Origin of the sequence: Cellulosimicrobium protaetiae (assembly GCF_009708005.2) — a bacterium.
Lineage (GTDB): Bacteria > Actinomycetota > Actinomycetes > Actinomycetales > Cellulomonadaceae > Cellulosimicrobium > Cellulosimicrobium protaetiae.
The window spans coordinates 350,493-377,091 of the sequence record NZ_CP052757.1 but is presented as its reverse complement, the minus strand read 5'-3'; the positions used below and the strand labels follow the sequence as shown (position 1 = coordinate 377,091).

General features: G+C 75.8%; 27 protein-coding genes. 18 read left to right on the top strand and 9 right to left on the bottom strand.

Annotated features, from left to right (window positions below):
• Positions 1–66 precede the first annotated feature (66 nt).
• The 4 genes from clpX to FIC82_RS01655 all read right to left on the bottom strand — a co-directional run bounded on the left by clpX (position 67) and on the right by FIC82_RS01655 (position 4,057).
• The gene (gene clpX, locus FIC82_RS01670; protein ID WP_168731398.1) at positions 67–1,413 is read right to left on the bottom strand and encodes an ATP-dependent Clp protease ATP-binding subunit ClpX; all 1,347 of its coding nucleotides are present in this window, start codon (positions 1,411–1,413) and stop codon (positions 67–69) included.
• Positions 1,414–1,577: 164 nt separating this feature from the next.
• A complete protein-coding gene (zapE, locus tag FIC82_RS01665; protein ID WP_154797318.1) occupies positions 1,578–2,762 on the bottom strand; it encodes an AFG1/ZapE family ATPase in 1,185 nt (394 codons plus the stop codon).
• A gap of 9 nt (positions 2,763–2,771) precedes the next feature.
• On the bottom strand, positions 2,772–3,716 hold the full coding sequence (locus FIC82_RS01660) for a permease prefix domain 1-containing protein (protein ID WP_154797317.1): 945 nt from the start codon (positions 3,714–3,716) through the stop codon (positions 2,772–2,774).
• Positions 3,713–4,057 (bottom strand): PadR family transcriptional regulator, encoded by a 345-nt coding sequence (locus FIC82_RS01655; protein WP_154797316.1) that lies wholly within the window; start codon positions 4,055–4,057, stop codon positions 3,713–3,715. Before FIC82_RS01655 ends, FIC82_RS01660 begins: the two co-directional genes overlap by 4 nt.
• A gap of 118 nt (positions 4,058–4,175) precedes the next feature.
• On the opposite strand from FIC82_RS01655, the gene FIC82_RS01650 reads away from it, so the two are divergent.
• Positions 4,176–4,886, top strand: coding sequence for a metal-dependent transcriptional regulator (locus FIC82_RS01650; protein WP_168731397.1), 711 nt, complete (start codon positions 4,176–4,178; stop codon positions 4,884–4,886).
• Positions 4,887–4,976: 90 nt separating this feature from the next.
• Here the strand turns inward: FIC82_RS01650 and FIC82_RS01645 are convergent, their stop codons facing one another.
• Positions 4,977–5,600, bottom strand: coding sequence for a superoxide dismutase (locus FIC82_RS01645; protein WP_154797314.1), 624 nt, complete (start codon positions 5,598–5,600; stop codon positions 4,977–4,979).
• A 167-nt stretch (positions 5,601–5,767) separates the two neighbouring features.
• Between FIC82_RS01645 and FIC82_RS01640 the strand changes: the two genes are divergently transcribed.
• Both FIC82_RS01640 and arfB read left to right on the top strand, forming a co-directional pair.
• Positions 5,768–6,124, top strand: a complete 357-nt coding sequence (locus FIC82_RS01640; protein WP_154797313.1) for an iron chaperone — start codon at positions 5,768–5,770, stop codon at positions 6,122–6,124.
• A 78-nt stretch (positions 6,125–6,202) separates the two neighbouring features.
• Positions 6,203–6,640, top strand: a complete 438-nt coding sequence (arfB, locus tag FIC82_RS01635) for an alternative ribosome rescue aminoacyl-tRNA hydrolase ArfB (protein WP_154797312.1) — start codon at positions 6,203–6,205, stop codon at positions 6,638–6,640.
• An 86-nt stretch (positions 6,641–6,726) separates the two neighbouring features.
• Here arfB and FIC82_RS01630 read toward each other — a convergent pair whose 3' ends face one another.
• Positions 6,727–7,356, bottom strand: coding sequence for a putative glycolipid-binding domain-containing protein (locus FIC82_RS01630; protein WP_168731396.1), 630 nt, complete (start codon positions 7,354–7,356; stop codon positions 6,727–6,729).
• Positions 7,357–7,418: 62 nt separating this feature from the next.
• Here FIC82_RS01630 and FIC82_RS01625 point away from each other — a divergent pair, with 62 nt between their 5' ends.
• Positions 7,419–7,835 carry a VOC family protein gene (locus FIC82_RS01625; protein WP_154797310.1) on the top strand — a complete coding sequence of 139 codons (417 nt, stop codon included), beginning with the start codon at positions 7,419–7,421 and terminating at the stop codon, positions 7,833–7,835.
• On the opposite strand, the gene FIC82_RS01620 is transcribed toward FIC82_RS01625, so the two are convergent.
• The gene (locus tag FIC82_RS01620; protein WP_171445687.1) at positions 7,832–8,524 is read right to left on the bottom strand and encodes a helix-turn-helix transcriptional regulator; all 693 of its coding nucleotides are present in this window, start codon (positions 8,522–8,524) and stop codon (positions 7,832–7,834) included. The two genes, FIC82_RS01625 and FIC82_RS01620, sit on opposite strands and share 4 nt — an antisense overlap.
• A gap of 231 nt (positions 8,525–8,755) precedes the next feature.
• Between FIC82_RS01620 and FIC82_RS01615 the strand changes: the two genes are divergently transcribed.
• The 14 genes from FIC82_RS01615 to FIC82_RS01550 all read left to right on the top strand — a co-directional run bounded on the left by FIC82_RS01615 (position 8,756) and on the right by FIC82_RS01550 (position 24,731).
• Entirely contained in the window at positions 8,756–10,582 is a 1,827-nt protein-coding gene (locus tag FIC82_RS01615) for a fatty acyl-AMP ligase (RefSeq protein ID WP_168731395.1), read from the top strand.
• Entirely contained in the window at positions 10,579–10,845 is a 267-nt protein-coding gene (locus FIC82_RS01610) for an acyl carrier protein (RefSeq protein ID WP_154797308.1), read from the top strand. The genes FIC82_RS01615 and FIC82_RS01610 overlap by 4 nt, the downstream gene beginning before the upstream one ends.
• Positions 10,842–11,846, top strand: coding sequence for a 3-oxoacyl-[acyl-carrier-protein] synthase III C-terminal domain-containing protein (locus FIC82_RS01605; protein WP_154797307.1), 1,005 nt, complete (start codon positions 10,842–10,844; stop codon positions 11,844–11,846). Before FIC82_RS01610 ends, FIC82_RS01605 begins: the two co-directional genes overlap by 4 nt.
• Positions 11,843–13,330: a preATP grasp domain-containing protein gene (locus FIC82_RS01600; protein WP_154797306.1), complete on the top strand. Its 1,488-nt coding sequence runs from the start codon at positions 11,843–11,845 to the stop codon at positions 13,328–13,330. The genes FIC82_RS01605 and FIC82_RS01600 overlap by 4 nt, the downstream gene beginning before the upstream one ends.
• Positions 13,327–14,637, top strand: a complete 1,311-nt coding sequence (locus tag FIC82_RS01595) for a type III PLP-dependent enzyme (protein WP_154797305.1) — start codon at positions 13,327–13,329, stop codon at positions 14,635–14,637. Before FIC82_RS01600 ends, FIC82_RS01595 begins: the two co-directional genes overlap by 4 nt.
• Before the next feature lie 72 nt (positions 14,638–14,709).
• Entirely contained in the window at positions 14,710–15,006 is a 297-nt protein-coding gene (locus FIC82_RS01590) for an acyl carrier protein (RefSeq protein WP_205201139.1), read from the top strand.
• A 1-nt stretch (position 15,007) separates the two neighbouring features.
• Positions 15,008–15,964, top strand: coding sequence for a hypothetical protein (locus FIC82_RS01585; RefSeq protein ID WP_154797304.1), 957 nt, complete (start codon positions 15,008–15,010; stop codon positions 15,962–15,964).
• Complete coding sequence (locus FIC82_RS01580; protein WP_154797303.1) at positions 15,961–16,809, top strand: acyl-CoA dehydrogenase family protein; 849 nt, start codon at positions 15,961–15,963, stop codon at positions 16,807–16,809. Before FIC82_RS01585 ends, FIC82_RS01580 begins: the two co-directional genes overlap by 4 nt.
• Complete coding sequence (locus tag FIC82_RS01575; protein ID WP_154797302.1) at positions 16,806–18,002, top strand: acyl-CoA dehydrogenase family protein; 1,197 nt, start codon at positions 16,806–16,808, stop codon at positions 18,000–18,002. The genes FIC82_RS01580 and FIC82_RS01575 overlap by 4 nt, the downstream gene beginning before the upstream one ends.
• A complete protein-coding gene (locus FIC82_RS01570; RefSeq protein WP_154797301.1) occupies positions 17,986–19,803 on the top strand; it encodes an MATE family efflux transporter in 1,818 nt (605 codons plus the stop codon). The genes FIC82_RS01575 and FIC82_RS01570 overlap by 17 nt, the downstream gene beginning before the upstream one ends.
• Positions 19,800–21,872 carry a hypothetical protein gene (locus FIC82_RS01565; protein WP_154797300.1) on the top strand — a complete coding sequence of 691 codons (2,073 nt, stop codon included), beginning with the start codon at positions 19,800–19,802 and terminating at the stop codon, positions 21,870–21,872. The genes FIC82_RS01570 and FIC82_RS01565 overlap by 4 nt, the downstream gene beginning before the upstream one ends.
• Entirely contained in the window at positions 21,869–22,600 is a 732-nt protein-coding gene (locus FIC82_RS01560; protein WP_168731394.1) for an HAD-IA family hydrolase, read from the top strand. Before FIC82_RS01565 ends, FIC82_RS01560 begins: the two co-directional genes overlap by 4 nt.
• Positions 22,597–23,382 (top strand): 4'-phosphopantetheinyl transferase family protein, encoded by a 786-nt coding sequence (locus tag FIC82_RS01555; protein ID WP_168731393.1) that lies wholly within the window; start codon positions 22,597–22,599, stop codon positions 23,380–23,382. Before FIC82_RS01560 ends, FIC82_RS01555 begins: the two co-directional genes overlap by 4 nt.
• Entirely contained in the window at positions 23,379–24,731 is a 1,353-nt protein-coding gene (locus tag FIC82_RS01550; RefSeq protein WP_168731392.1) for a condensation domain-containing protein, read from the top strand. The genes FIC82_RS01555 and FIC82_RS01550 overlap by 4 nt, the downstream gene beginning before the upstream one ends.
• Here FIC82_RS01550 and FIC82_RS01545 read toward each other — a convergent pair.
• Both FIC82_RS01545 and FIC82_RS01540 read right to left on the bottom strand, forming a co-directional pair.
• A complete protein-coding gene (locus FIC82_RS01545; RefSeq protein WP_154797298.1) occupies positions 24,718–25,521 on the bottom strand; it encodes a thioesterase family protein in 804 nt (267 codons plus the stop codon). The two genes, FIC82_RS01550 and FIC82_RS01545, sit on opposite strands and share 14 nt — an antisense overlap.
• A gap of 89 nt (positions 25,522–25,610) precedes the next feature.
• Positions 25,611–26,570 carry an ArgP/LysG family DNA-binding transcriptional regulator gene (locus FIC82_RS01540; protein ID WP_154797297.1) on the bottom strand — a complete coding sequence of 320 codons (960 nt, stop codon included), beginning with the start codon at positions 26,568–26,570 and terminating at the stop codon, positions 25,611–25,613.
• Between the last annotated feature and the right edge of the window lie 29 nt (positions 26,571–26,599).

Below are 26,599 nucleotides of genomic sequence, written 5' to 3'. Positions count from 1 at the left end.
GGTTCTACCTCGGCCGACCAGGGTTCTACTTCGGCTGACTGCGGGTCTGCTTCGGCGGGCAGGGGGTCAGGCGGACTTCTCCCGCGGGGTACGGCTGCGCGCGGTCGAGGTGCGCGGCACGATCGTGGGGTTCACGTTGTCCAGCACGACCTCACGCGTGATCACGACCCGCTCCACGTCATCACGCGACGGCACGTCGAACATCACCTGCTGCAACACCTCCTCCATGATCGCCCGCAACCCCCGCGCCCCCGTCCCCCGCAACAACGCCTGCTCCGCGACCGCCTCCACCGCCCCCTCGGTGAACTCCAGCTCCACCCCGTCGATCGCGAACATCCGCTGATACTGCTTCACCAACGCATTCCTGGGCTGCGTCAAGATCCGCACCAACGCCTCCGCATCCAACGCCGACACCGACGCGACCACCGGAAGACGCCCGATGAACTCCGGGATCAACCCGAACCGATGCAGATCCTCCGGACGCACCTGCGCGAACAGATCCTCCCCCGCACCCGTCTCGATCGGCGCACCAAACCCCACCCCCCGCTTACGCGCCCGCGCCGCCACGATCTCGTCCAACCCCGCAAAAGCCCCCGCCACGATGAACAACACGTTCGACGTGTCCACCTGGATGAACTCCTGATGCGGATGCTTCCGACCACCCTGCGGCGGCACCGACGCCGACGTCCCCTCGATGATCTTCAACAACGCCTGCTGCACACCCTCACCCGACACGTCACGCGTGATCGACGGGTTCTCCGCCTTGCGAGCCACCTTGTCGATCTCGTCGATATAGATGATGCCCGTCTCAGCCTTCTTCACATCGAAGTCCGCCGCCTGCACCAGCTTCAACAAGATGTTCTCCACGTCCTCACCGACATACCCCGCCTCGGTGAGCGCCGTCGCGTCCGCGATCGCGAACGGCACGTTCAACATCCGCGCCAACGTCTGCGCCAGATACGTCTTCCCCGTACCCGTCGGACCGATCAACAGAATGTTCGACTTCGCCAGCTCCACGAAGTCCGGGTCGTCGGCGGTGACGGACTCGCCCGCCTCCTCGGCAGCCAGGGCGGCACGGATCCGCTTGTAGTGGTTGTGCACCGCGACGGCGAGCGCGCGCTTCGCGCCGTCCTGCCCGACGACGTAGCGCGTGAGGTGCGCGAAGATCTCGTGCGGTGTCGGCAGCGGTCCGTCGCCGGTGACGACGTCCTGCGTCGCGGTCTCGGCCTCGCGGTCCTCCTCGACCATCTCGAGGCACAGCGCGACGCACTCGTCGCAGATGAACACGCCCGCGGGCCCGGCGATGAGCCTCTTGACCTGGCGCTGGGACTTGCCGCAGAACGAGCACGTGAGCGCGTCCGCCGCGCGGGGTCCGCGGGGAGTGCCGTCGTCGGTGCCGTCGGAGCGTGCCACAGGGGCCTCCAGTCGGTGGGGGATGCGGTCGACCGAGGCCGATCGTAGCCCGCACCGACGACACCCCGGGTGCGTCGGCGCCACCGGGTCCGTGCGCTCACGGCGGATCCTGGCACCCGCGGCGTACGGCGGCGCGGGGAGGGCGCGCACGGGCCACCTGCGGCTCACTCCGCGAGCAGCAGGAGGCGGCTCGTCATGCGGAAGGCGTCCGGGCGGTCCGGGAGCGCGCCCCGGAACGCGGCGAGGCGGTGCGGAGAGGTGACGACGAGCTCGACGTCGGCGTCGGCCAGCACGTCGACGACTGCGATGAACCGCTGCTGTGACTCGCGGTCCGTGTCGGTGAGGAGCGGGACGTCGGTCACGACCCACCGTGCGAACCGCGTCGCCCAGTCGAGGTACTCGAGGGTCGACGTCGGCCGGGTCGCCAGGTCGTCGAACGTCACCCACAGCTCGCTACGTCCGCCGGCTTCTCGCGCCGCGGTCACGGCGAACGTCCTCGTCCGGGTGCTGATCGTCGCCGTCGACCCGGGTGCGGGGGCGACCAGGCCGCGGGCGGCGAGCTGCGCCGTCGTCCCGGGGGAGAGCCACGCACCGCCGGCGAACCCGCCGCGCCCGCGCCCGCCGAGAGCCCGGTAGTCGGTGGGTCCCGCGAGCTCGACGACGTCGAGGTGCGCCCGCAGGAGCGCGATCCCCGGCTCGGCGACGTGGTGCCACAGCGGGTTCGGCAGGAGCGTGCCCGGCTCGTCGTTGGACGTCGCGAGCACGACGACCCCCGCCTCGAACGCCCGGCGCAGGAGCCGCGTGAGCAGGGTCGCGTCGCCGGTGTCGTGGAGGTGGAGCTCGTCGAGGTAGAGCAGCGTCGTCCCGCGCAGGAGGTCGTCGATCGCGGCGTCGACGGCGCCGGGGCGTGGTTCCGGTGACTCCTCGGGCGGCCCGGGCGGCGTCGGCTCCGCGACCGGCGCGCTCGCCCGGGTGCGCCACCCGCGTGTCGGGCCACCCTGCCCGACGGCGGACCGCGGCCCGGCGAGGGCGCTCACCCGCTGGGCGTGGATCGCGGCGTGCAGCGCGCGGAACAGGTCGTACACGTGGACCCGCGTGGCCGCGCCCGCGGGGAGCTCGGTTGCGACGGCCGCGAGGAACGCTCCCGCGAGCCAGGACTTCCCCCGCCCCGCGGGCCCCCACACGTACAGCCCGCGGACGGGGGGCCGTCGTCGTGTCCCGGAGAGCTCGTCGCCGAGCCGGGCGAGCCGGTCGAGGAGCGCGGACTGGTCCGGGTCGAGCGCGAATCCCTCGCGAGACGCCGCCGCCTCGACCGCACGTCGGGTGCGGTCGAGGCGGGGGCGGGTCACCGGGACAGCCTAGGCGCGGGGGACGCGGAGGGCCTTGACCCAGACGCTCACGACGTCCCAGCCGGCGATGACGACGGTCGCCGCGATGATCCCGTTCGAGAGCCAGGCGAGCGAGTCACCGCCCGTGACGTCGAGGAACGCGGGGTTGACGAGGCGGTCGGCGCTCGCGAGCCAGACGACCGCACCGGCGAACAGCGCCCCGACGACGGTATTGGCGACGGCGAGGCCGACGGTCCACCGGCCGCGCGCGTACACCAGGATCGTGAGCACGATCTCGATCGCGACGAGCGCGACGAGCACGCCGGTCCAGACCGGCCACAGGTCGGGCTGCAGCACGGGGACCGCGGTGCCGTCGGGAGCCCGGTACGTCGCGACGTTCTGGAGGAGGAGGACGGCGGCGACCAGCACGAGGAGGCCCACGGAGACGACGGTGTCGACGAGCGATGCCTCGCGCGCGGGCCGCTCGGCCGGGAGGCGGTCGACCGTCCAGGGACCCGTGAGGTCGCCCTTGTCCCGCGGGGAGCCGTAGCGCTCGAGCGCGACGAAGACGAGCGTCGTCCAGAACGCGATCTGGAGGGCGACCGAGGCGGTCGTCCAGATGCCGCTCCAGATGGCCGACCCCACCGCGTCGCCGTCGACGAGGTCGACGGTGAGGACGACGGCGCCGGGGATCAGGCTGATCCACAGCAGCACCTTGAGCAGACGCAGCCAGTCGAGGTAGTACGCCGGGCCGATGAGGTGGAGCGGGCGCCCGGCGAGGTCGGCGGCGAGCCGGTCGGGGTCGCCGAGGTCGTTGAGGACGTCGGTCTCGGCCCGTGCCGGGTCCGTGCCGCCCTCGACCTTGGCCTCGACGGCGTCGGCGACGGACGCGCGGAGCTCCTGCTCGAGGTCGGGGTGCTGGTCGGCGGGGACGCGGCGCAGCGTGGCGCTGACGTAGCGGTCGGTGAGCGTCATGACGTGCCTTCCGGGGAGTCGATGGTCTGCAGGCTCCGCGCGATCGCGAGCCACTCGTCGAGCAGGTCGCGGGCGAGGCGCTCGCCCGCGGGGGAGGTCCGGTAGAACTTGCGAGGCCGCGCCTCGTCGGTGTTCCACTCGCTCCCGAGGAGGCCCTGCTTCTCGAGCCGGCGCAGGAGCGGGTAGAGCGTGTTGGCGTCGACGGGGACGCCCGCGGCGGCGAGCGCCTCGAGGAGCCCGTAGCCGTAGCCGGGGGTGCGCAGCAGCAGGAGGCTCGCGACGACGACGGAGCCGCGTCGCACCTCCTGGCTGTGCCCGGCGAAGATCTCGGGATCGGTCATGACTGACACCATAGTGTGCGTCACACAGTATGCGCAAGAGGCACATCATCGTGTCGCCCCGAGGGCGCTAGACTGGAACGGTTCCAGAGAAGAGTGCGTACCTGCCGCGGGAGGCCGAGTGACCGACCTGATCGACACCACCGAGATGTACCTGAAGTCGATCTACGAGCTGCAGGAGGAGGGGATCCCCCCGCTGCGCGCGCGGATCGCCGAGCGCCTCGGGCACTCGGGTCCGACCGTCTCCCAGACCGTCGCGCGCATGGAGCGGGACGGCCTCGTCGTCGTCGGCGGCGACCGCCAGCTCGAGCTCACGGCGCTCGGGCAGCAGACCGCGGTGCGCGTCATGCGCAAGCACCGCCTCGCCGAGCGGCTCCTCACCGACGTCATCAAGCTCGACTGGGAGCAGGTGCACACCGAGGCCTGCCGCTGGGAGCACGTGATGAGCGACCTCGTCGAGCAGCGCCTCGTCGCGCTCCTCGACCACCCGGCGCACGACCCCTACGGCAACCCGATCCCGGGTCTGCGCGAGCTGGGCGAGGACCTGCCGGAGGTCGTGTACCTCGACGGCGTCGTGTCGCTGCCCGCGCACCTCGCCGCCCACGGCGTCGGGGCGGGCGGAAAGGCGCGCGTCGTCCTCCAGCGCATCGCCGAGCCGGTCCAGGTCGACGTCGAGCTGCTCGCACGCCTCGCCGACGCGGGCGTCCTCCCGCGCCGGACCCTCGTCGTGACGGTGGACGACGGCGTCGTCACGGTCGCGGGCGACGGCTCCGAGACCGTCCTGGACCTGCCCGACGACGTCGCGCGCCACCTCTTCGTGACCGCGGACTGATTCACGTCCGGCAGGGCGCCGAGAACGACAGGAGGGCCGCTATCCGGTGGATAGCGGCCCTCATGTCGTTCTTGCGGGCGGGCGGGGTCGTCAGGGGACGATGAGCCCGGCCGTCTGGGTCTTGGCGCGCTGGAGGCGGGCCTCGGCGTCGGACCAGTTGACGAGGTTCCACCAGGCGGTGACGTAGTCGGCGCGCACGTTCTGGTAGTCGAGGTAGTAGGCGTGCTCCCAGACGTCGAGCAGCACGATCGGCGTCAGGCCGAGGGTGAGGTTGCCCTGCTGGTCGTAGAGCTGGACGGTGACGAGCTTGGAGCCGATGGAGTCCCAGGCGAGGATGGCCCAGCCCGAGCCCTGGACGCCGGCCGCGACGGCGGCGAACTGCTTCTTGAACGCGTCGAAGGAGCCGAAGTGCTCGTCGATCGCGGCGCCGATCTCACCGGTGGGCTCGCCGCCGCCCTCGGGGGAGAGGTTGGTCCAGAAGGCGGAGTGGTTGACGTGGCCGCCGAGGTTGAACGCGAGGTTCTTCTCGTGCAGGTTGATCGCGGCGAAGTCGCCGGTCTCGCGGGCCTCGGCGAGCTTCTCCAGGGCGGTGTTCGCGCCCGTGACGTAGGCCTGGTGGTGCTTGGAGTGGTGCAGCTCCATGATCCGCCCGGAGATGTGCGGCTCGAGCGCACCGTAGTCGTAGGACAGCTCGGGGAGAGTGTAGACAGGCATGGTTCCTCAGGTTCCTTCCGTCGGTATGCAGCCACGCTAGGACCTCGACCACGGTTGAGGTCAAGGTGGGCACACTGTGATCTTGCAGGCCGGACGCGTCCCACGCCCGCCCGGGGGCCGATCCCGGTCGACGGGCGGCCCCCGGCCCGTCGCGCGACGATGGGGCGATGGGGACCGTCGCGGACTACCTGGCCGGCGTCGACGAGCCGGACCGGACGACGCTCGCGCACGTCGTGGACGTCGCCCGTGACGTCGTGCCCGACGCCACCGAGGGGACGAGCTACGGCATGCCCGCGCTGCTCTACCGCGGCAAGGCGCTGCTCAGCGCCATGGCGTCGGCGCAGCACCTCGCCGTCTACCCGTTCAGCCCGGCCGCGGTGACCGCGGTCGAGCCGCGGCTCGACGGGTTCTCCCACGCGAAGGGGACCGTCCGCTTCTCGACCGAGCACCCGCTGCCGGACGACGTCGTCCGCGACCTCGTCGCGACCCGGGTCGCGCAGATCGACGCGCAGCTCGACCGCTGACGGCGTCGCTCGCCGCAGCGCGCGGAGGGTGCGCGAATCGCCTGGGCCGCGCGGGCGCCGTCGGGCACGATGGGAGGGATGCCCGACGACGCCCGCCCCGGCCTGCGCGTGACGACCACCCTGGTCGTCCCCGAGGCGGAGCTGTCGTGGCGGTTCTCGCGCTCGTCCGGCCCGGGCGGGCAGGGCGTCAACACGACGGACTCGCGCGTCGAGCTGTCGTGGGACGTCGCCCGGTCGGCGGTCCTCACCGAGTCCCAGCGTGCACGCGTGCTGGACCGTCTGGGCCGGCGGGTCGTGGACGGCGTCGTCACGGTCGCGGCATCGGAGCACCGGGAGCAGCGGCGCAACCGGGACGCCGCGCGGACGCGCCTCGCCGCGCTGGTGGCCGACGCCGTCGCGCCGCCCGGGCCGCCGCGCCGCGCGACCCGGCCCACGCGGGGCTCGGTCGAGCGTCGGATCGGTGCGAAGAAGCGGCGCACCGAGGTCAAGCGTCTGCGCCGCCCGCCGCAGGACTGACCCGAGCACGTCGTCACCCGCCGTCGAGCACGACCTGACGGACGGAGAGGGCCGGGTAGCGACCCACATGTCGTGCTCGGCGGGGGTCAGAGGCGGCGGGCGAGGTGCGGGTAGTCCACGACGAGGCCGTCGGCGTCGACCGTGAGGTCGGCGGTGAAGTCGCGCGTCGCGCTCGTGTACGTGACGACACCCTGCCCGGTCGCGGGGTCGAGCGGCTCGCGTGCGGCGTAGACCTGGTCGCTGCGCAGGACCGCCAGGGACGGCAGGTCGACCCACGCCATGACGAGCGCCGTCTCGCGCGCCGCCGGGCTCTCGCCGAGCAGCCCGAGCCGCAGGATCGGCATGGTGTTGGTGACCGGGCACAGCGCGACGTCGCAGTCGAGCGCGTCGTCGAGCGAGGCCGGGTCGGCGATCCCCGGCGCGGCGAGGCCCGACGGCGGCGTCCCCGACTCGCGCACGTCGGCGCGCCAGGCACCGTCGGGGGTCCGGACGAGGTCGAGGTGGCGCGACCACCCGAGCCCGCGCACCGAGACGTCGAGGTGCTCGGTGACCCAGCCGGGACCGGTGCGCAGCGCCCACGCGGTCGCGTACGCCGTCGCCCGCGACGTGCCCAGCGCCGCCAGCCGGTCGCCGCGCACGGTGACGGTCGCCGCCTCGAGGCGGTCCGGGTCGTCGTCCCAGCCGGTCCAGGAGACGTGCCGCGTCCGTGCGCTCACGCCCGCCAGTGTGGGTCGAAAAGTCGGTGCTCGCGCGGCGGGGGCGTGGCAGGGTCGCGCCCATGACCTCTCGCATCTCCCACACCACGTTCGACGCGCGCGACTCCTACGCGCAGTCCGTCTTCTGGGCCCAGGTCCTCGGGTACACCGACGTGCCCGGCGACCCCAACCTCCCCGGCCACGAGGAGTGCATGATCGTCCCGCCCGCCGACGCGACGACGCCCGCGGAGAGCCGCGGCCACGTCCTCTTCGTCGAGGTGCCCGACGACAAGGAGCTCAAGAACCGCGTCCACCTCGACCTGCGGCCCACCGACCGCACGCGCGAGGAGGAGGTCGAGCGCGTGCTCGCGCTCGGGGCGACGCAGGTCGCGGACCGACGCACGCCCGACGGCGGGGGCTGGGTCGTGCTCGCCGACCCGGAGGGCAACGAGTTCTGCGTCCTGCGCAGCGACGCCGAGCTCGCGGCGGCTGCGCGCTAGCGGTTCGTCATCCGGATCCAGCCCCGCTGGGCGGCCCGGACGCCGGCCTCGAACCGGCTGGTCGCACCGAGCCGGCCCATGAGGCCCGCGGCGTGCCGCCGGACGGTGCGGGGCGACACCCCGAGCCGTGCGGCGACGGCCGTGTCCGTCTTGCCCTCCGCGAGGAGCCGCAGCAGCGTGTCCTCCCGCGGGCCGAGCGCGTCGCCCAGCGGGCGGGCGTGGTCCCACTGCGACTCGGCGAGCGCCCGGAGCGCGAGGACCGCGTCCCGGTCCGTCACGGCCCGCGTCCGCGCGGGACGGGCGACGAGGACGACCGTGTCGTCGAGCGCGACGAGCGACAGCCGCAGCGTCGGTGCGACCCGGCGGTCGACGGCGGGGGGTCCCTCGGGACCTCCGGGGCCCGGGCCGGCCGCGGTGACGGGTGCGCCCGCGTCGCCGGTGCCGTCCGCGTACGCCGGTGCGTCCGCGTCGAACGGCTCGGGTGCCTCCTCGTCGGCGGCCCTCGGGGGCTCGACCGTCACGACCCGGACGCGGGCGTCGGGCCGCGCCCGGTCCCGCACGCGCACCCACAGCGGCTCGGCGGACCCGTCCCCGCCGTCGAGGACGAGCACGTCGTGCGCGCGACGCAGCGCGACGGCCCGCGCGGAGCGCCGGGCGCCGAGCACCGGGTCCCGCTCCGACGACGTCACGCGGTGTGACTCTAGCCGACCCCTCCGAGGCCCTCCCGGGGAGTCCCGACGACCGGACCGATGTGACGAACGGGGAGGTCAGCGGGTATTTGTCCTCTTCCGGACACGTCCGATTTGTTTACACCGCGGACATCCGCTGCGAGGCTTCCCCCGGACCGCCGGGTGGGGCTTCGTGCTGCCCGGTGTCTCCGCGCCGGGAGGGTCCCGGCGCCGGTGACGGAGGGGGCCACGTTGGGCGCGCAGCCGGACGACCTGACCCTCGTGGACCTCGTCCGCGAGCACGTGCACGAGCGGCCGGACCACGCCGCGGTGGTGGTCGTGCCGGAGGTGGGGGAGCGGCGCACGCTCACCTACGCCGAGCTCGACGCGCAGGCGGCCGCGCTCGCGGCCGACCTCGCCGAGCACCACGAGCCCGGCGACCGCGCCCTGGTGCTCTACTCGGCGACCGCGTCGTTCGTCGTCGGTCTCCTGGCCTGCTTCTACGCACGCCTGATCCCGGTCCCGTCCCCGCTCCCGGGCGGTCAGGCCTACCAGCGCGAGCGCGTGCGCGGCATGCTCGCGGACTGCGACGCCGCCGTCGTGCTCGTCGACCCGACCGCGGCAGCCGAGACCGCGGAGTGGGCGGAGCCGCTGCGGCGCGCCGCCGGCGGACCCGTCGTCGTGACCGTGGTCGACGGCGCCACGGACGGCCCGGCCCGGCGCGACCGCCCCGGCCCGCGGGACGTCGCGTTCCTCCAGTACACCTCCGGGTCGACGAGCAGCCCCAAGGGCGTCGTCGTCACGCACGCGAACGTGCTGCACCACCACGACGCGTTCTCGACGACCCTCGGCCTCGTCCCGGAGGACGTCTTCTGCAGCTGGCTGCCGGGGTACCACGACTTCGGTCTCGTCGGGATGCTGCTCGTCCCGCTGGGCCTCGGCGCGACGGCCGTCATCGTCCCGTCCACGGCGTTCCTCAAGCGTCCGGTTCGCTGGCTCTCCGCGATCACCGAGACCGGGGCCACCGTCACGGCGTCGCCGAACTTCGGCTACGACCAGTGCGCGCGGCGCGTGCGTGACGACCAGCTCGCCGATCTCGACCTCTCGCGCCTGCGCTGGGCTCTCGGCGGGGCCGAGCCGGTGGACCCCGCCGTCGTCGACGCCTTCACGCGCAGGTTCGAGCCCGTGGGCTTCCGCGGGTCGGCGCACGGCCCGGGGTACGGGCTCGCGGAGGCGACGCTCACGGCCACGTACCCGGACCGCCGTCTCCCGCTCGTCATCACGGCGGACGACGCGGCGCTCGCCGACGGCCGGCTCGTGGTGCTCGAGGAGGCGTCGTTCCTGTCCGCCCTCCCGGACGCCGCGGCGCGAGGTCAGGGCAGCGTCCCGGGCGCGCGCCTCGTGTGCTGCGGACTGCCGAGCGGGGTGGAGCTGCGCCTCGTGGACTCCGAGGGTGCCGAGGTGCCCGACGGCGCGGTCGGGGAGGTCTGGCTGCGCGGCGGCACGGTCGCGGCCGGGTACTGGGGCGACGCCGCGGCGGCCGCGACCGCCGAGACGTTCGGTGCCGTCGCCGCCGACGGCACCGGCCCGTGGTTGCGGACCGGGGACCTGGGGGCTCTGCACGGCGGCCAGCTCGTCGTCACGGGCCGGATCAAGGAGCTCCTCATCGTCGCGGGGCGCAACCTCTACCCCTACGACCTCGAGCGCGAGCTGCGCCGTCTGCACCCCGGGGCCGAGGGCCGTCCGGGCGCGGTGTTCGAGGCCGACGGCCTGCCGGGCACGCTGTGCGCGGTCCAGGAGTTCCGTCCCACGCCGGGCGCCCGGCTCGACGGCGCGAGCGCCGAGGACGAGCTCGACGAGGTGGTGCGGCAGATGGCCGCCCACCTGGCCTCCGTCTCGGGTGCCGCGGTGCACGACGTCGTCCTCGTGCGGCCCGGCCAGGTGCCGCGGACCACGAGCGGCAAGATCCAGCGCGGTCGGGCGCGCGAACTGCACGGCCGCGGCGAGCTCGCCGCGCTCCACTCCCTGCGCGCGTCCCGGGACCGCGCGCGCACCGAGCTCGCAGGGACCCGCTCATGACCTCACCGCTTCCCGGAACTCTCGACGACCTCGTGCTGCGCCACGTCGCCGCCGCCCTGGGGGTCGCCCCGGCGGACGTCGACCCTGAGGGCGACCTCGCCGGGCTCGGCCTCGGTTCGGTCCAGGTGCTGGCCCTGCTGGGCGACCTGGAGGACGCGCTCGGCGTGGACCTGGACCCGGAGGCGGTCGTCGACAACCCGACGCCCCGCGCGCTCGCCGAGCACCTGCGCGGCGTCGTGGACGTCCCCGGGACCGCGGCATGACGACCCTCGTCGACGTCGGCGCGCACGTCCCCGCGACGCGCGTGCCCATCCGCGACCTCGCGGACGAGCTGGGCCTCGACCACCTCGAGCTCGGCGTGTTCGAGCGATTCTTCGGGCTGCGCGAGGTCTGCACCGCGCCGGGCGAGAGCCTCACGGACCTCCTCGTCGCCGCGGCCCGCGCCGTGCCCGGCCTCGCCGGCAACGAGCACCGCGTCCGCTACGTGCTGGGCGCGCGGACCATCGCGACGGTCGCCCCGGTCGGCGTGAACCCCCTGCACGACGCCGCGGACCGCCTCGGGCTGGACCACGCGGTCGTGTGGACCCTCACCCAGCACGCGTGCGCGTCCGCGCTGCTCGCGGTCGACGTCGCCGGGCGCCTGCTCGCCGCGGACGGCGACCCCGACGCGCTCGCGCTCGTCCTCACGGGCGAGAAGGCGTTCAGCCCGGGCTCCCGCCTCATCGAGGGCACGACGATCATGGGCGAGGGCACGGCCGCCGTCCTCGTGGCGGCCTCAGTCCTGGCGGCCGCACCGACGGGCACGTCCGCCGCCGGGCCCGCGCGCGCGGCCGGCAGCCCGGTGCTCTCCTACGCGACGCGCACGCTCGGCGAGTACCACCAGGTCCCGCTCCCGGAGGACCTGGCCGGACCGTTCGGCGTCGCGTACACCGAGGTGCTCGCGGAGGTCGTGGTCGAGGCCGTCGAGCGGGCGGGCCTGACGCTGGACGACCTCGCGCTCGTCCTGCCGCACAACGTGAACCGGGTGTCGTGGCGGCGCCTGTGCTCGCGCCTCGGGCTGCCGATCGCGCGCGTCCGCCTCGACGACGTCCCCGTCACCGGGCACTGCTTCGGCGCCGACTCGTTCATCGGGTACGCCGCCGCGCGCGCCGAGGGCCGGCTGCGTCCCGGCGACCCGTTCCTCATGGTGGCGGTCGGGCTGGGTGCCACGTTCTCCGCCATGGTCCTGCGCTACGCGCCCCACGAGACGGAGGAGCCCGCATGACGGTCGAGCAGGTGGCGGAGGCCGCCGCCCCGGACGCTGCCCCGGATGCCGTGACGGCAGCCGGCGCCGAGCCGTTCCTCGCACGGACCAAGCGCGCGCTCGCGGGCGCGCCCGACGCGCCGCTGGTGCTGCTCGGGAACTTCGAGGTCGAGGACGCGTGGGCGGTCGGGGAGGTCGGCCTGCCCTCGGTCGGGGGCGCGTCCGCGACGGCCGCGCTCGTCAACCGCATGGACGAGCTCGCGCTGCTCCTCGCGGGCCCCGACGACCACGTGGTGCTCAAGGCGGAGCCCGACCCGGACCACCTCGCCCACCTGGACGCGCTCGGCGTCGGGCTCCCGACCGTGCACGTCGCCGAGTCGAGCGACCCCCTGCGCACCGTCACGCTCGACGCGCTCGACTCGCCCGTGCTGCTCGCTCGCCTGCGCGACCTCGCGACGGACGGCGTGCGGCTCCTCGCGCACGGGACGTCGTCGGCGGAGGAGGACCTCGCGACCGCGACCGGGCTGCGCTCGGTGCTCACGGACGCCGCGACGACGAAGGCCGTCAACAGCAAGGTCTACAGCCGCGGGCTGTGCGACGAGCTCGGGATCGAGCAGGCGCGCGGCTGGGCGTGCCGGACCGTCGAGGACTTCGAGCGCGCGTGCGCCGAGGCGGCCCGGCTCGTCGCGGACGGCGCGACCGTGGGCGTCAAGGACGCGTACGGCGTCTCCGGCAAGGGGATCCTCGTCGTCGAGGACCCGCGCCGGCTCGACCAGCTCGTGCGCATGGTGACGCGCCGCGCCGCGCGCTCGGGCGACGACCGCCTCGCCGTGGTCGTGGAGGTCTGGGCCGACAAGGCGGCCGACCTCAACTACCACTTCACCGTGGGCCAGGACGGCTCGGTCGCGTTCGACTTCGTCAAGGAGGCGATCACCGAGGGCGGCGTCCACAAGGGCCACCGCATCCCGTCGCGACTGCCCGCGGTGCAGGTCGACACGCTGGCCGAGCTGTCGGGTCGCCTCGGTGCGCGGCTCGCCGCCGACGGCTTCCACGGCCTCGTCGGGGTCGACGCGCTCGTGCGCACGGACGGCTCGCTGCTGCCGGTCCTGGAGATCAACGCGCGCAGCAACATGTCCACGTACACCGTGCCGCTGCAGGAGCGGTTCCAGCCGGAGGGGTGGGTCGCGCTCGCGCGCCAGTACCCGCTCGTGCTCGACGCCCCGCTGTCGTTCGCGGCGCTCCACGACGTCCTCGGCGACCTGCTCCCCGGCGCCGTCGGGGAGGCGGGGCTCGTCGTCCAGGGGACGGGCACGGTCAACGCCGGCGCGTCGTCCGCGACACCGGGCGGCACGTTCGCCGGCCGGCTCCACGGCCTCCTCGTCGCGCCCGACGACGACGCCCTCGCCCGCCTCGACCGCGCCGTGACGGAGCGGCTGACGGAACGGCCCGCCCGGCGCACGACGGCGCCGGCGGCCGCGACCCCGATCGAAGGAGATCCCCGATGACCCCGACTCCGAGCCCGACGACGCCCGGGAGCGCGGACCTCGCCGCGGTCGCGCAGGAGTACGGGACGCCCGTGTACGTCTACGACGGCGACGTGCTCGCCGCGAACTACCGCGCCCTGCGCGACCGCCTGCACCCCGCGCTGGGGATCTTCTACTCGCTCAAGGCGAACCCCAACGTCAGCGTCTGCGGGCTGCTGCACTCGCTCGGCGCGAACGCCGAGGTGTCGTCGCTGACGGAGCTGCGCACCGCGCTCGCGGCGGGCGTGGAGCCCCAGGACATCCTGTTCCTCGGCCCGGGCAAGAGCCGCGACGAGCTCATGGCGTGCCTCAACTCGGGGGTGCGGGCGATCATCGTCGAGTCGCTCCCGGAGCTGGCCCTCGTGGACGAGCTCGCGCGCGCGACCGGGCGCCCGGCGCGCGTCGTGCTGCGCGTCAACCCGTCGTTCTCCGTCAAGGGCTCCGGCCTGACGATGGGCGGCAAGCCGCGCCAGTTCGGCATCGACGAGCAGCAGCTCCTCGACGCGCCGGACCTGTGCGCCGGGCTCACGACGGCCCGTGTGGTCGGGGTCCAGGTGTACATGGGCACGCGCATCCTCGACGAGAGCACGATCGTCGAGAACACGACGCGCATCTTCGAGCTCGCGGAGCGGCTCGCGGAGCGGCTGGGCTTCCCGCTCGAGCTCGTCGACGTCGGCGGCGGGCTGGGCGTCGCGTACTTCGAGCGGGAGCGCGACCTGGACGTCGACGTCCTCACCACGGCGCTCAACCCCGTGATCGAGGCGTTCGTCGAGCGGCACCCCGCGACCGACCTCGTCATGGAGCTCGGCCGCTACCTCGTGGCGCTGTGCGGCACCTACGTCGCGCGCGTGCGCTACGTCAAGGAGTCGATGGGCGAGCGCTTCGCCGTCGCCGACGGCGGCACGAACCACCACATGGCGGCCGTCGGCATCGGGTCGTTCGTCAAGCGCAACTTCCCGATGCGCAAGGTGGGCGCCGCGCCCGGCGCCGAGGTCGTGCCGTGGAACGTCACCGGCCCGCTGTGCACGCCCAACGACACGATCGGCAAGGCCGTCCCGCTCCCCGCCGACCTGGCGCCGGGCGACCTCGTCGCCGTGGACCGGTCGGGGGCGTACGGCGCGACGGCGTCGCCCGTGCACTTCCTCAGCCACGGGTACCCCGCCGAGGTCCTGACCCTGGGTGCGGACACGTTCCTCGTGCGGCACGCCGACACGCCCGACGACCTCCTGTCCCGCCAGGTCTTCCACGACCTCGGCGCGCGCGTCCAGCCCGTCGTCGCCGCCCCCTGACCGACGGCGGAAGCCGCCACCCAGCCGCCGCCCGCACCGCGGGCGCCCGACCCACCACCCCGGAGGAACACCGTGAGCATCGGCACCCCCACGAACACCGAGTCCCAGGAGGCCCTCGGGCGCGAGCGCGTCGTCGGCGCCGTCGTCGAGGCGCTGTCGAGCGTCCTCGGGCGCCCGCTGCCCGACGTCACCGACGCGACCCGCCTGTTCGACGACCTCGACCTCGACTCGACGAGCGTCCTCGGCCTCCTCATGGCCCTGGAGGACTCGCTCGACATGGAGGTCGACCCGGAGTCGCTCGAGCAGCACCACCTCGAGAGCGTGGGCTCGCTGACGGACTTCGTCGTCGAGCACTCGACCCGGAACTGACGTGGCGCTCGGGGGCGGGAGCCAGGCGGCGTCCTGGGCGGGGCCGGGCGGCGCCGTCCTGCGCGTGCGGGGCGTCGTCGACGTCCCGGTCGACGACCTCGTCCCCGTCGGGGACGGGACGCGCCGGTCGGTCGCCGAGGACCTGCGGTACGTGTACGGGGAGGGCCAGCCGACGGACTGGCTCGAGACCGGGCCGGGTCGTGACTACCCGACGATGATCCGTGCGGCGCGCTCCGCGCTCGCGGAGCGGGGTCTGCTCGACGACGTGCGCCTCGTCGTCCTCGTCGTCACGACCCCCGACCTCCAGCACGAGCGCCTGCTCGGCGGGTTCGTCGCCGACCTGTTCGACGACCGGCCGTACACCTTCTGCGTGACCGAGCAGGGCCTCGCGGGCCCGTTCACGGCGCTGCGCCTCGCGCACGAGGAGCTCGCCCACGGCGGCCCGCAGGGTGTCGGGCTCGGGGGCGACGCCCTCGTCCTCGTCCTGGAGCAGTGCACGCTGCCGCCGACGGCGACGCGCGTCCCCGCCCGCGACCGGGTCGTCGCGCTCGTCGTCGGGCACGACGGAGCGGGCCGACCGGTCGAGGCGCTGTCGGTCGCACGCGCCCCGCGCGGCCCTCGTCCGGACCAGGCGGCGCCCCCGCGCGACGGCGCTCCCTCGACGGCACCGGCCGTGGCTCCGGGACCGGACGCCCGGCGCGTCGTCCTCGGCGTGGACGTGGACCCGGGCGAGGCGCCCGACCTCGGCGGCGTCGTGCTGCACGCCGACCCGGGCGCGGCGGCGACGGGCGTCTGGGAGGTGCTCGCCGCGTGCGACGCCGTGCCGGACGCGCCGGTCGTCCTGCACGAGCGGTGCCTCGAGCTGGGCTACCGCTGCTCGCTCGTCCTCGGCCCACGCTCCGTCGCGGCGACGTCCCCGGACGTCGACGACCTGACCCGAGAGGCGGTCCTCGCATGAGCACGGACGTCGTCGCGCCTGCCCCCGCCGAGGCCGTCGAGGTGTCGCCCGAGGAGGGCGGCGCGCCTGTCCGCGCGGACGGCCCGGCCGGCCTTCGCGCCGTCGCGCGCGAGCTCGGCCCGGTCGCGGCGCTCACCGCGCTCGCGGGGCTGCTGCCCGTCGCGGCGCTGCCCGGCGAGTACGTCCTGCTGCCCGACGACGTCCCGCCCCCGGGTGACTGGGCGCAGGTCGGCGAGGTGGCGTCGGACACCGGCCCGCTGCTCGTGTGGCGGGCGCCGCGAGCCGGCGCGGCACGGCAGGTGGCCGAGGCACACGACGCTGCGGCGCCCGCCGTGGCGGACGCCGCGCCCGCCGCAGGGGAGGCCGCGACCGGTGCGGCCGACGCCGCGCCCGTCGCGGGGGAGACCGCGGCGACCAGGGCGGCCGACGCCGCCTGGCGCATCGGCGTCGCGTGGGTCCGGGCCGGCCTGTGCGAGCGCCTGACCGACCGGGCCGTCGAGCGGCTGCGCGGACGCACGCTCGGCGGCACGGCGACCGTGAACCTGCCGCCGGTCCGCCTGGTGCTCGCGGACGCGGCGCTCGCCCACCTCGAGGCGCAGGCGCTCCTGGGCGGGGCCGCCGCACGGGACGCGGCACCGGACGGCGGGGCGTCGATCTCCGGGGTGTCGCTCGCTCGCGTCACCGCGGTGCTCGACCGGTCGTCGCGCGCCGTCCACAACCTGTTCGGCGCGTCGGGGTTCGTCGACGGCGAGCCCGCGCGCCTCGCCCGCACGATCGACCTGCTCGGCCACGCCGGCGGGACGCTGCCGGGCGGGACCGCCGGCCGGGAAGGACACGACGCATGACCACCGTCGACCTCGTCGCGCTGCGCGACCACCTGCGTCCCGTCGGCGCGGCGCTCCGTGAGCACGCCCTCGCGATCGACGCCGACCCGGGCGCGCTGCACACGCTCCTCGACTCCGGCGTCCTGCCGTACCGGCAGCTCGGCGGCTTCCCGCCCGGGTACCTCGACGACCCGCTGCGCGTGCGGGGCGTCCCGGTGCACGTGCGCACGTGCGTGGAGCGTGCCGTCGTCGCGGAGACGCTCGCGTGGGGCGACGCGTCCGTCGTCGTCGGGGCGCCGGGGCCGTCGATGTCCGGGATCGTCGTGGACGACCTCGCCGACGACGAGCAGCGCGACCGCTTCTACCGGAGGGTCGCCGAGCCGCGCACGTGGACGTTCTTCGGCCTCACCGAGCCGGACCGCGGCTCGGACGCGGCGGCGCTGGAGACCGCCGTCGTGGAGCTCCCGGGCGGGCCCGACGACGGGTCCGCGCCCGGGCACGGCAGCCCCCGGACGGTCCTGCGCGGCCACAAGAAGTACGTGGGGAACGTCGCGCGCGCGAGCCTCGGCGTCGTCTTCGCGCGGCACCGCCCGGGCCCGCTGGGCGTCGGGGTCTACCTCGTCGACACCGACCGGCCGGGCTTCGACGCCGCGCCGCTCGTCCTCACGGGCATGCGCTCGATCCAGCTCGGCGAGGTGCGGCTGCGCGACGTCCCGCTGCGCCCCGAGGACACGCTCGGGCGGCACCTGTCGCCGTCGCGCCGCGGGCTCCTGGGCGCCGTGCGCACGTTCAACCGGCTGCGTCCGGTCGTCGCGTCGCTCGCCGTGGGCGTCACGCAGGCCGCGCTCGACTACGTGCGCGCCGAGCGGTCGTCGTTCACCGCCGACGAGCGGTGGCGCCTGGAGACGTTCGACGACCGGCTCCACGCCGCGCGCGCCCTCGTGCTGCAGGCGGCGCGCGCCGCCGACGACGACCCGGCCGACGGGACGCTGCCCGCGGCGGCGAAGGCCGCCGCGCTCGACCTCGCGGAGGAGGTCACCCACGCGGTGCCGCCGCTGCTCGGCCCCGGCGCGCGCTGGGAGCACCCGTACCTCGACAAGCTCGTCCGTGACGTGCCCGGCCTCGAGATGATGGAGGGCACGCGGACCGTGCAGCGGCTCACCCTCGCGCAGGGCTGGCTGCAGGGCAGGGCACGGCATGCCGAGCTCGTCTGAGGAGGCGGGCGCGACCTCGGTCGCGACGGCCTCGCCGGCGGCTGGCGACCTGCCGCCCGTCCCCCCGCCGCCCGGCGCGGGCACGACGGACCCCGGCCCGACGGTCGGGGCGCTGCGCCGTCGGGTCGTCCGGCTCGCCGCCCCGATCTGCGCGGCGCTCGTCGTGGGGGCGCTCGCGCAGCTCGTCATCGCGGCGCTGCTCGGGCACATGGGCGACGACGCGCTCTACGTGCGCTCCCTCTTCATCCCCGTGACGTTCCTCGTCCTCGCGGTCCAGGAGGGGCTCGACGTCTCGACCCAGGTCGGATTCGCGCGCCTGCACGGGTCCCGTGCCCGGAGCGCGGGAGACGGCTCGGGTGGCGACGCGGGGGAGGGCGCCGGGGGTGACGCGGGCGACGACGGCGCGACCGTCCCGACGTCGGCCACCACGGCACTGCTGGGACGGTTCGTCGCGGCGGGCGCGGCGGTGCTCGGCGGGGTCGCGCTGCTCGTGGTCCTGGTCGCGCCGGCGCTCGCCGACGTGCTGTCCGTGCCGGAGCCGCTCGTCGCGGAGTTCGTCGCGTTCGCCCGGTGGACCGTCGTCGCGAGCGTGCTCTCCGTCCCGACGGCGGTCGCCGCTGCAGCGCTGCGGGGGTGGGCGCGCACGGGCGCGTCGGCGACCGTGGCGCTGCTCGTCGCGGGTCTGCAGGTGCTCGTCGTGTGGGTCGTCGGGCTCGTGGGCGGGTTCGGCGTGCTCGCGGTCCCCGTCGCGATCACGGGCTCCACGCTCGTCGGCGCGGGCGTCGCCTGGGCGCTCCTCGTCCGCGCCCGCCTCCTCCCGCGGCCCGGGCACGTCCCGGGGCTGCGGCGGCTGCTCGCGCTGCGTCGTCACCCGGCACCGCAGCGCCTCGCCGCCTGGTGGCGCAGGGCCCTCCGCGCGCTGCCCGCCGGGTCGTGGACGACGCCGACCGCGCAGCCGCCGGTCCCGCCGCCACCGCCGCCTCCCCCGCCGCCGCCGTCGTCCCGTCCGGCTGCCGACCCCGTGCCGCCGCCACCGGGCGGTGCGGCGTCCTCCGTGCAGGCCCCGTCGGCGTCGGCCGCGCCTGCCGCGGGCGATGTCGACGAGCGCGTCGACGTGCGCGCGCTGCTGCTCGGCGTCGGCCTGCCGGTCGGCCTGTCCTACCTGCTGCTCACCGTGACGAACCTCGTCATGGTCTGGGTGCTCGGGCCGTCGGGCACCGACGTGGTCGCCGGCTACGGCGGCGCCGCGACGGTCCAGACGCTCGTCATCGTGCCCGCGATCGGGCTCGCCGCGGCCGTGAGCATCGTCATGAACCAGCAGTGGGGCGCGGGCGGGCTCTCCCTCCTGCCGCGCACGCTGCGCGCGGGCACGGTCGTCGTCGCGGGCGTGTACGTCGTCGTGGGGGTGCTCGTCCTGCTCACGGCGCCGCTCGTCGCGGGTCGGCTCTCCGCCGACCCCGATGTCGCCGCGCAGGCGGCTCTGTACCTGCGGGTGGTCGGCCCGTCGTACGCGGGCGTCGGGCTCGTGCTGTACCTGCTGACCCTGCTGGAGCAGCTCGGGTACGGGCGCGTCGCCGTGACGCTCAACGTGCTCTACCACGCCGTCTCGCTCGGCGTCGGCGGCGTCCTCGCGCGCACGGGCGGGGGACCGGTCGCGCTGTACACGACGATCGCCGTGACGAACGTCGTCGGTCTCGCCGTCATGCTGCCCGTCGCCGTCCGCCTCGTCCGACGGCGTGCCACGGCCGAGCCGGCCGAGCCGGTCGAGCCGGCGGACACGGTCGCGGAGGTCGCGCGGTGACCGCGCGGGGTGCGACGCCCGAGGTCGAGGACCTGCCGGTTCGTGGTGCGGTGGACGTGGTCCCGGTGGCGACGGCCGGTCCCGGCCCGGACGCTCCCGGGCCCGTGCTCAGTGTCGTCGTCATGCACCACCCGGCGCGGGGTGACGTCTCGGAGCTGGTCCGCGCGTGCGCGCCGCTCGACGTCCGGGTCGTCGAGGACCCGGACCCGGACGGCCCGCCGAGCCCGCTGCGCACCGCGAAGCGTGCGTGGGCGGCCGTGGCTCCGGGGGCGACGCACCACCTCGTGCTGCAGGACGACGTCACGCCGGTCCCCGGGTTCGCGGAGCTCGTCCTGCGCGCGGTGCGTGCACGGGACCGGCACGCCGTCGCGCTCTACTCGAACTGGAACAGCCCGCGCAACGCGTACCTCGTGCGTGCCGCGGCCGCCGCCGGGCAGGCGTGGGCGCCACTCGGGCACGACGAGTGGGTGCCCACGCTCGGCCTCGTGCTCCCGGCCGACGGCGCGCTGCGCCTCGCCGCGCACCTCGCGACCCTGCCCGACGACGAGCGCGACGACGACGAGGCCGTCGTGACGTTCTGCGCCCGCGAGGGCTACCCGGTCGTCGCGACGCTGCCGCACCTGCTGGAGCACGGTGACGGCCCGAGCCTCGCGGGCAACGACGCGCACGGCGCCCGGCACGCGACCGTCCCCGCGGGCGACGCCGTCGACCCGGACGCGTGGGACCTCCCCGGGCTCGACCGCGAGCCGGCCCGCTCACCCGCCACGCCGCGGCCGGTCGCGGTCATGCTCGAACGGTCGCGCTGCACGCTGCGCCTGCTCCGCCCCGACGCGGGCGAGCCGCTCGAGCACCCGTTCGGCTGGGGCTGGGACGACTGGTCGTGGTGGCTCGGCGTCGACCCGGCGGTCGTCGCGCACGACGTCGCGGTCCTCGTCGCGGGGGCGTCCCCGGAGCTCGGGCGCGTGCCGTGCGAGGCGCTCGTCGAGCTCGGTGCCGCGTGCTGGCTGCTCGGGCACGACGTCGCGCACCAGGACTGGCCGCCCGCCGGGCCGGGCGGCACGGCTCACCGCGCGGCCGCCGTCCGGACCTGGGTGCTCTCGGGGCTGCTCCCGGCGGACCGCCCGGAGGCCCTCGTCGACGAGCTCGTCGCGTTCGGCCTCGACGCGCTCCGCGCGGGCGAGACGGTGACCCGCACCGCGCCGAACCCGGGGTCGCTCCCTACCTCGACTGCCGCGTGGGGAGTGACCCCGGGTTCGGCGAGCGACGCCGAAGCTGACGCGGAGCTCGACCCTGCCGTGCTGGCGGCTGTGGGACGCCTTGCGGAGCGCGACGCCGAGGTCGTGTGCCAGGCGGCGGGTCCCGCGGCGCCGGTGCGCGTCGTCGTGCACGACTGCCCGGCGTGCGGTGCGCGCGCCGACGACGCGGTGCGGCGTCTCGCGGCGCAGGTCGACCTCGACGGTGCCGCCGAGCACCGGGTCGCCGGGGCCGACGACGCTGCGGCCTCGGGCGGGACGCGCACCGGTCGGTCCGGGTGTCCCGACCGGTCCGACCTTCCCGCTCCGTCTGGCCGTCCCGAGGCGTCCGACCTGCCCTCGCTGTCCGGCCGTCCCGAGGCGTCCGACCTGCCCTCGCTGTCCGGCCGTCCCGACGCGCCCTCCACGGGCGACCTGCCCGCGGAGACCGGCGGTCCTCGTTCCCGGGCGACCGTCGAGGTCCTCGCGTGCGAGCAGGTCGAGAGGCGCGGGCTGCTCGGCGTCGAGCCGGGCGGCCGGTACGTCTCGCGCGGCCTGTGGGTGTCGCGTGCGACGGCGCTCACGCCGGGGAGCCCGACGACGTCCGAGCCGCGCCGGGCGACCGCACCCGACGCGCCCGAGCCCTCCGCCGCGGACCTCCTGGTCGCGCTCGCGGGCGCCGCGGACGCCCTCCCGGTCGTGGCACGCGCGGTCGGTGACGCGCCCGGCCGTCCGAGCCCGGCCGCGCTGGGGCTCCAGCACGTGACCGGACCGGTGCGGCAGTACGTAGACCTTCACGCGGAGGCGCGGACCGCGCGGGCGAGGGAGCTGCTGTGAACGTGACCCCGACCGGCCCCGTGACCGCGCCCGACACCTGGGCGTGGCGTGGCGCGGCGCTGCTGCTCGACCTCGACGGCACGCTCGTCGACTCGACGGCGGCGATCGACCGCCACACGCTCGCCTGGGCGGCACGGCTCGGGCTCGACGGCGACGCGGTCGTCGCGGCGTCGCACGGCCGCCGCGACGTCGAGGTGGTCCGCCTCGTTGCGCCGGGCGCCGACGTCGCACGTGAGGTCGAGTGGCTGCACCGCATCTCGTGCGACGACACCGAGGGGGTCGTCGCGGTGCCCGGCGCGGCGGAGCTCCTGGACGACCTGGACCCGCGGGCCTGGACCGTCGTGACGTCGGCGGCGCGCGAGGTCGCGCTCGCGCGGCTGACGGCGGCAGGGCTGCCGGTGCCGGCGCGGTTCGTGTGCGCGGAGGACGTGGCCCGCGGCAAGCCCGACCCGGAGGGGTTCCTCGCCGGGGCGCGACTACTCGGCGTCGACCCGCGACGCTGCCTCGTCCTGGAGGACTCCGCCGCGGGCGTCGCCGCAGGCCGGGACGCGACGGCGACCGTGCTCGCGGTCGGCCCCGACGACGTCCCCGGCGCGCACCACGCCGTGGCGGACCTGCGCCCGGTGGTGGCCCGCGCCGTCGGCCGCGAGGTGGAGGTCGTCGTGACGACGCGCGCCGCCGCCCCGCTGAAGGCCCCCGTCGACGACCTGCCGGAGTTCGTCGCATGAGCGTCGTCGACCCGGAGACCGAGGTCGAGCTGTGGTTCGTCGACACGACCCCACCCCCCGCCGAGCGCGACATGAGAGTCGTTCTGAGCCCCGTCCCGACCGTCAGGTCGTGCTCGACGGCGGGTGGCGACGTGCTGGGGACCGAGGTGCTGGGCGCGGCGGTGCTGGGTGCGGCGGAGCGTGACCGTGCCCGCCGCCTCGCCTCGCCCGCCGACGCCGCGCGCTACGTCCGCGCGCACGTCGCGGCGCACGAGGTCCTCGCGGCGCGCACCGGCCTGTCGCCCGCCGACGTGCGCTGGGAGGTGGGGCCGCACGGGAAGCCGGGGCCCGTCGTCGGGCAGCGGTGGAACCTCAGCCGCAGCGGTGACCACGCGCTCGTGGCGCTCGCGGAGACGGACGTGGGCGTCGACGTGCAGGTGCGCGACCCGCGCGTCGACGTCCACCGCCTCGCCGCGCGGTTCCTCGCCCCGGCGGTCGCGCGGTCGGGCGCGGACCCCGACCTGTGGCGCTGCCTCTCGCGGCTGGAGGCGTGCGCGAAGGCGGTCGGCGGTCGGCTGCTCGACGTGCTCGGGCTCGACGTCGGGGCCCCCGGTCTCGTGCGAGCCGACGGCGGCCCGTGGCACGGGCAGGAGTGGTGGGTGAGCGACGTGGCCGCACCGGCCGGCGCCGTCGCGGCGTGCGCGACGCCCGGGCCGCGAGCGCACGCGCACCGCACCCACGTCTGGGGCGCGGACACCCCGTCGCCCGTCTCCGTGCGGGGCGCCGCGGGGGGTGCGCGGTGAGGGTCGTGCACCGCGTCGAGGTCGGCGGGCGCGCGGGCGAGGGGCCCGCGACGTGGGGCCAGACCGCCATCCGGCGGGCGCTCGCCGCCCTGGAGCCGCTGGACCACCAGTTCAACCTCGTGTGGGGCGGACCGCTCGACGAGCCCGTGCCGGCCGACGCCGCGACCGCCGTCGTGCGGGCGCTCGTCGAGCGGCACGACTCCTTGCGGACCCGGGTCCACCCGCTCGGCGACGGCTTCGTCCAGGAGCTGTGCGGGGAGGGGACGGTCGAGGTCGTCGAGGAGCGCGTGACCGACGTGGCGGAGGTCGCCGCGCACGGCGCCCGGCTGCGCGACGAGCTGTGGGGCCGGGCGTTCGACTACCGTCGCGAGCTGCCCGTGCGGGCGGGTCTCGTCACGGTGGACGGCGCGGTGCACCACACCGTGGTCGTGCTCGCGCACACCGCGCTCGACGGGTGGGGACTGCCGGTCGTCGACGCGGACCTCACGGCCCTCGCGGCGGGCACGACCCTCCCCGCGCCCGACGCGTGGACGCCGCTCGACGAGGCGGCGTGGCAGACGTCCGACGAGGGGCGGCGGCACGACGCCGCCGCGCGGGCGCGGACGGTGCGCACGATGCGTGCCGCCCCGGTCGAGATCTTCCCGACCCGCCTGGACGTCGCGCACGACCCGGCGCCGCCGGAGGCCGCGCGCTACCGGCAGACGGTCCTGCGCTCGCGACGACTGGGCCCGGCGGCGGAGCGCGTGGCCGCGCGGTGGCGCACGAGCACGTCGGGGGTCCTGCTCGCGGCGTCGTGCCGGGCGCTCGCCGCCGCCGCCGGTCGCGACGACCTCGCGCTCCAGGTCATGGTGAGCAACCGCTTCCGCCGGGAGCTCGGCGAGGCCGTCGTGACGACGGCGATGGAGGGCCTGGTGCACGTGGACGGCCTCGACGCGCCGTTCGACGAGGTGGGTACGCGGGTCTGGCGCGCCGCGATGACGGCGTACCGGTCGGCGTACTACGACAAGGACCGGCTCCAGGCGGACGCGGCCGCCGACCCGTCGACCGCCCACGACGGCACGTGCTGGTACAACGACCGTCGCGGCACCGGCCCCGACCGGACCCTGCGCGCCCGCCCCACGCGGTCGCGACGGCTCGCGCGCGCCGACGCGTCCGACGAGCAGGGGGGTGTCACCCTCACGCTGCACCTGGTCGACGCGCCGGGCGGCGGCATCGACGTCGTCCTCACCGCGGACACGTCACGCCTGGACGACACGACGGCGGAGCGGGTCGTGCGGGAGGTCGAGCGCTGCGTCCTGGACGCTTCGCGTGCCGGGACGAGCCCCGGCGAGGCGGTCACGCGTCGGTAGGTGCCGCGCCATCGCGCGGGACCAGCGAGCGGACGACGAGCGACTGCGCGAGCGTCCCGAACGGGCCGTCCTCGTCGTGGAGCGTCGCGTGCGTGACGCCCGTCCCCGACGCACCGAACACGACGGTGGTGTCGAGGCCGACCCAGCCGCCGAGCGGTGCCCGGAAGAGGTGGGCGGTGAGGTCGACGTTGGGGAACGCGACCTCCCGCGGGTCGGCGCGGACGGCCATGCCGTTGGCGGCGTCGAGCAGCCCGGCCGTACGGGCGAGCGGTCCGACCTCCTCGTCGGCGACGAGCGGGACGTCGCTGCGCACCCAGACCGTCGCGCGACCGGGCTCGACCGCGCTGCGGCGGACCTCGATGGAGTCGATGAAGCCGCCGGGCCAGACGTTCGCGGGGTCCCATGGCGGCGTCCGGTCCGGTCCGGGCACAGGTCCCGGCGCACCGCCGGCGAGGTCGGCGGTGTCCCCGACCCGCGCGAGCCAGGCTCGGAGGGAGACGGCGCAGCGGCCCGCGCACCAGAGCGTCGCCTCGACGAGCTCGACGCCCCGCCCGGGGCGGAGCACGCGGACCTGCGTCTCCACCTCGCCGATCGGGAAGACGCCCCAGACGTCGTAGGACAGGCGTGACACCGCGAGGCCGTCGCGCCCGCGGGCCGCCCGGTCGGTCTCGACGACGTGCGCGAGCAGGCCGAGGGCCGGTGCGACGTGCTGCTCGTCGGTGCGCCACGCCCCGCCGACGTGCGCGGTCGCGCGGAACGTCGTCGTGCCCGTGCGGAAGAAGTACGCCATCATGCCCCTCAGGTGCTGGGTGCTGGGTGCTCGCTCGTCCGAGGACGAGCGGGACCGGCACGAGTGTGCCCGATCGGGGCGTCGCGGCGTCAGGGAGCGCCGAGCGCGGCGCGGGCCGCGCGGGCGACGGCGGTCGCGAGGCGGTCGAGCGACGTCGAGTGCAGCCGCCACTGCTGCCAGTGCTGCGGCACGTCCACCGCCCGGGCGTCGTCGAAGCCCACGAGGCGTCCCGCGCGCTCGGCCCGCGCGCTCTGGAGGTCGGGGAGCATGCCCCAGCCCATGCCGAGCTCGATCGCGCGGCGGAACTCGTTCGACGCGGGGACGTGGTGGCGGGGCGGGTCGAACGCCACCCCGGCCGCCGTCCCGGCCGAGGCCCCCGCTCCCTGGGCGCGCACGCGCAGGTAGCGCTCCTGCAGGTCGTCCTTGCGGTCGAACGCGAGGACGGGCGCACGGGAGAGCGCGGCGGGGGTCGGGCCGTCCGGGAACCAGCGCGCCGCGAACGCGGGGCTCGCCATGGGGCGGTAGCGCATCCGGCCGAGCAGGGTCGAGCGGCAGCCGGGGACGGCCTCCGCGACCGACGTCACCGCGGCGACCGCGGTCCCGTCACGCAGCAGGCCGATGGAGTGCTCCTCGTCCTCTCGCAGGATCTCGAGCCGGGCCCACCCCGACGCCTCGACGAGTGCGGGCAGCGCCCAGGTCGTGAGGGCGTCGCCGGAGACGACGAGCGTGATCTCGGGCAGCGGCGCACCGTCGTCGTCCGTCGACGGGTCGCGCGCCGGCTCCGTTGCCCCGATCCCCAGCTCCGCGAGCACGTCGGCCTGCTGGAGCGCGAGGTGGCGCGCGTGCCGCACGAGCACCTCGCCCGGCCCTGTCAGCTCGGCGGGCTTCCCGCGCCGCACGAGCACCTGACCCACCGCGGACTCGAGCGCGCGCACGCGCTGGCTCACGGCGGACGGGGTGACCCCGAGCCGGTGGGCGGCGGCCTCGAACGTCCCGGCGGCGGCGATCGTGGCGAGCGTGCGGAGCTGGTCGGGCTGAAGGTCCACCATGAAGTAGATCTTAGGGAAGTGCAGAATCT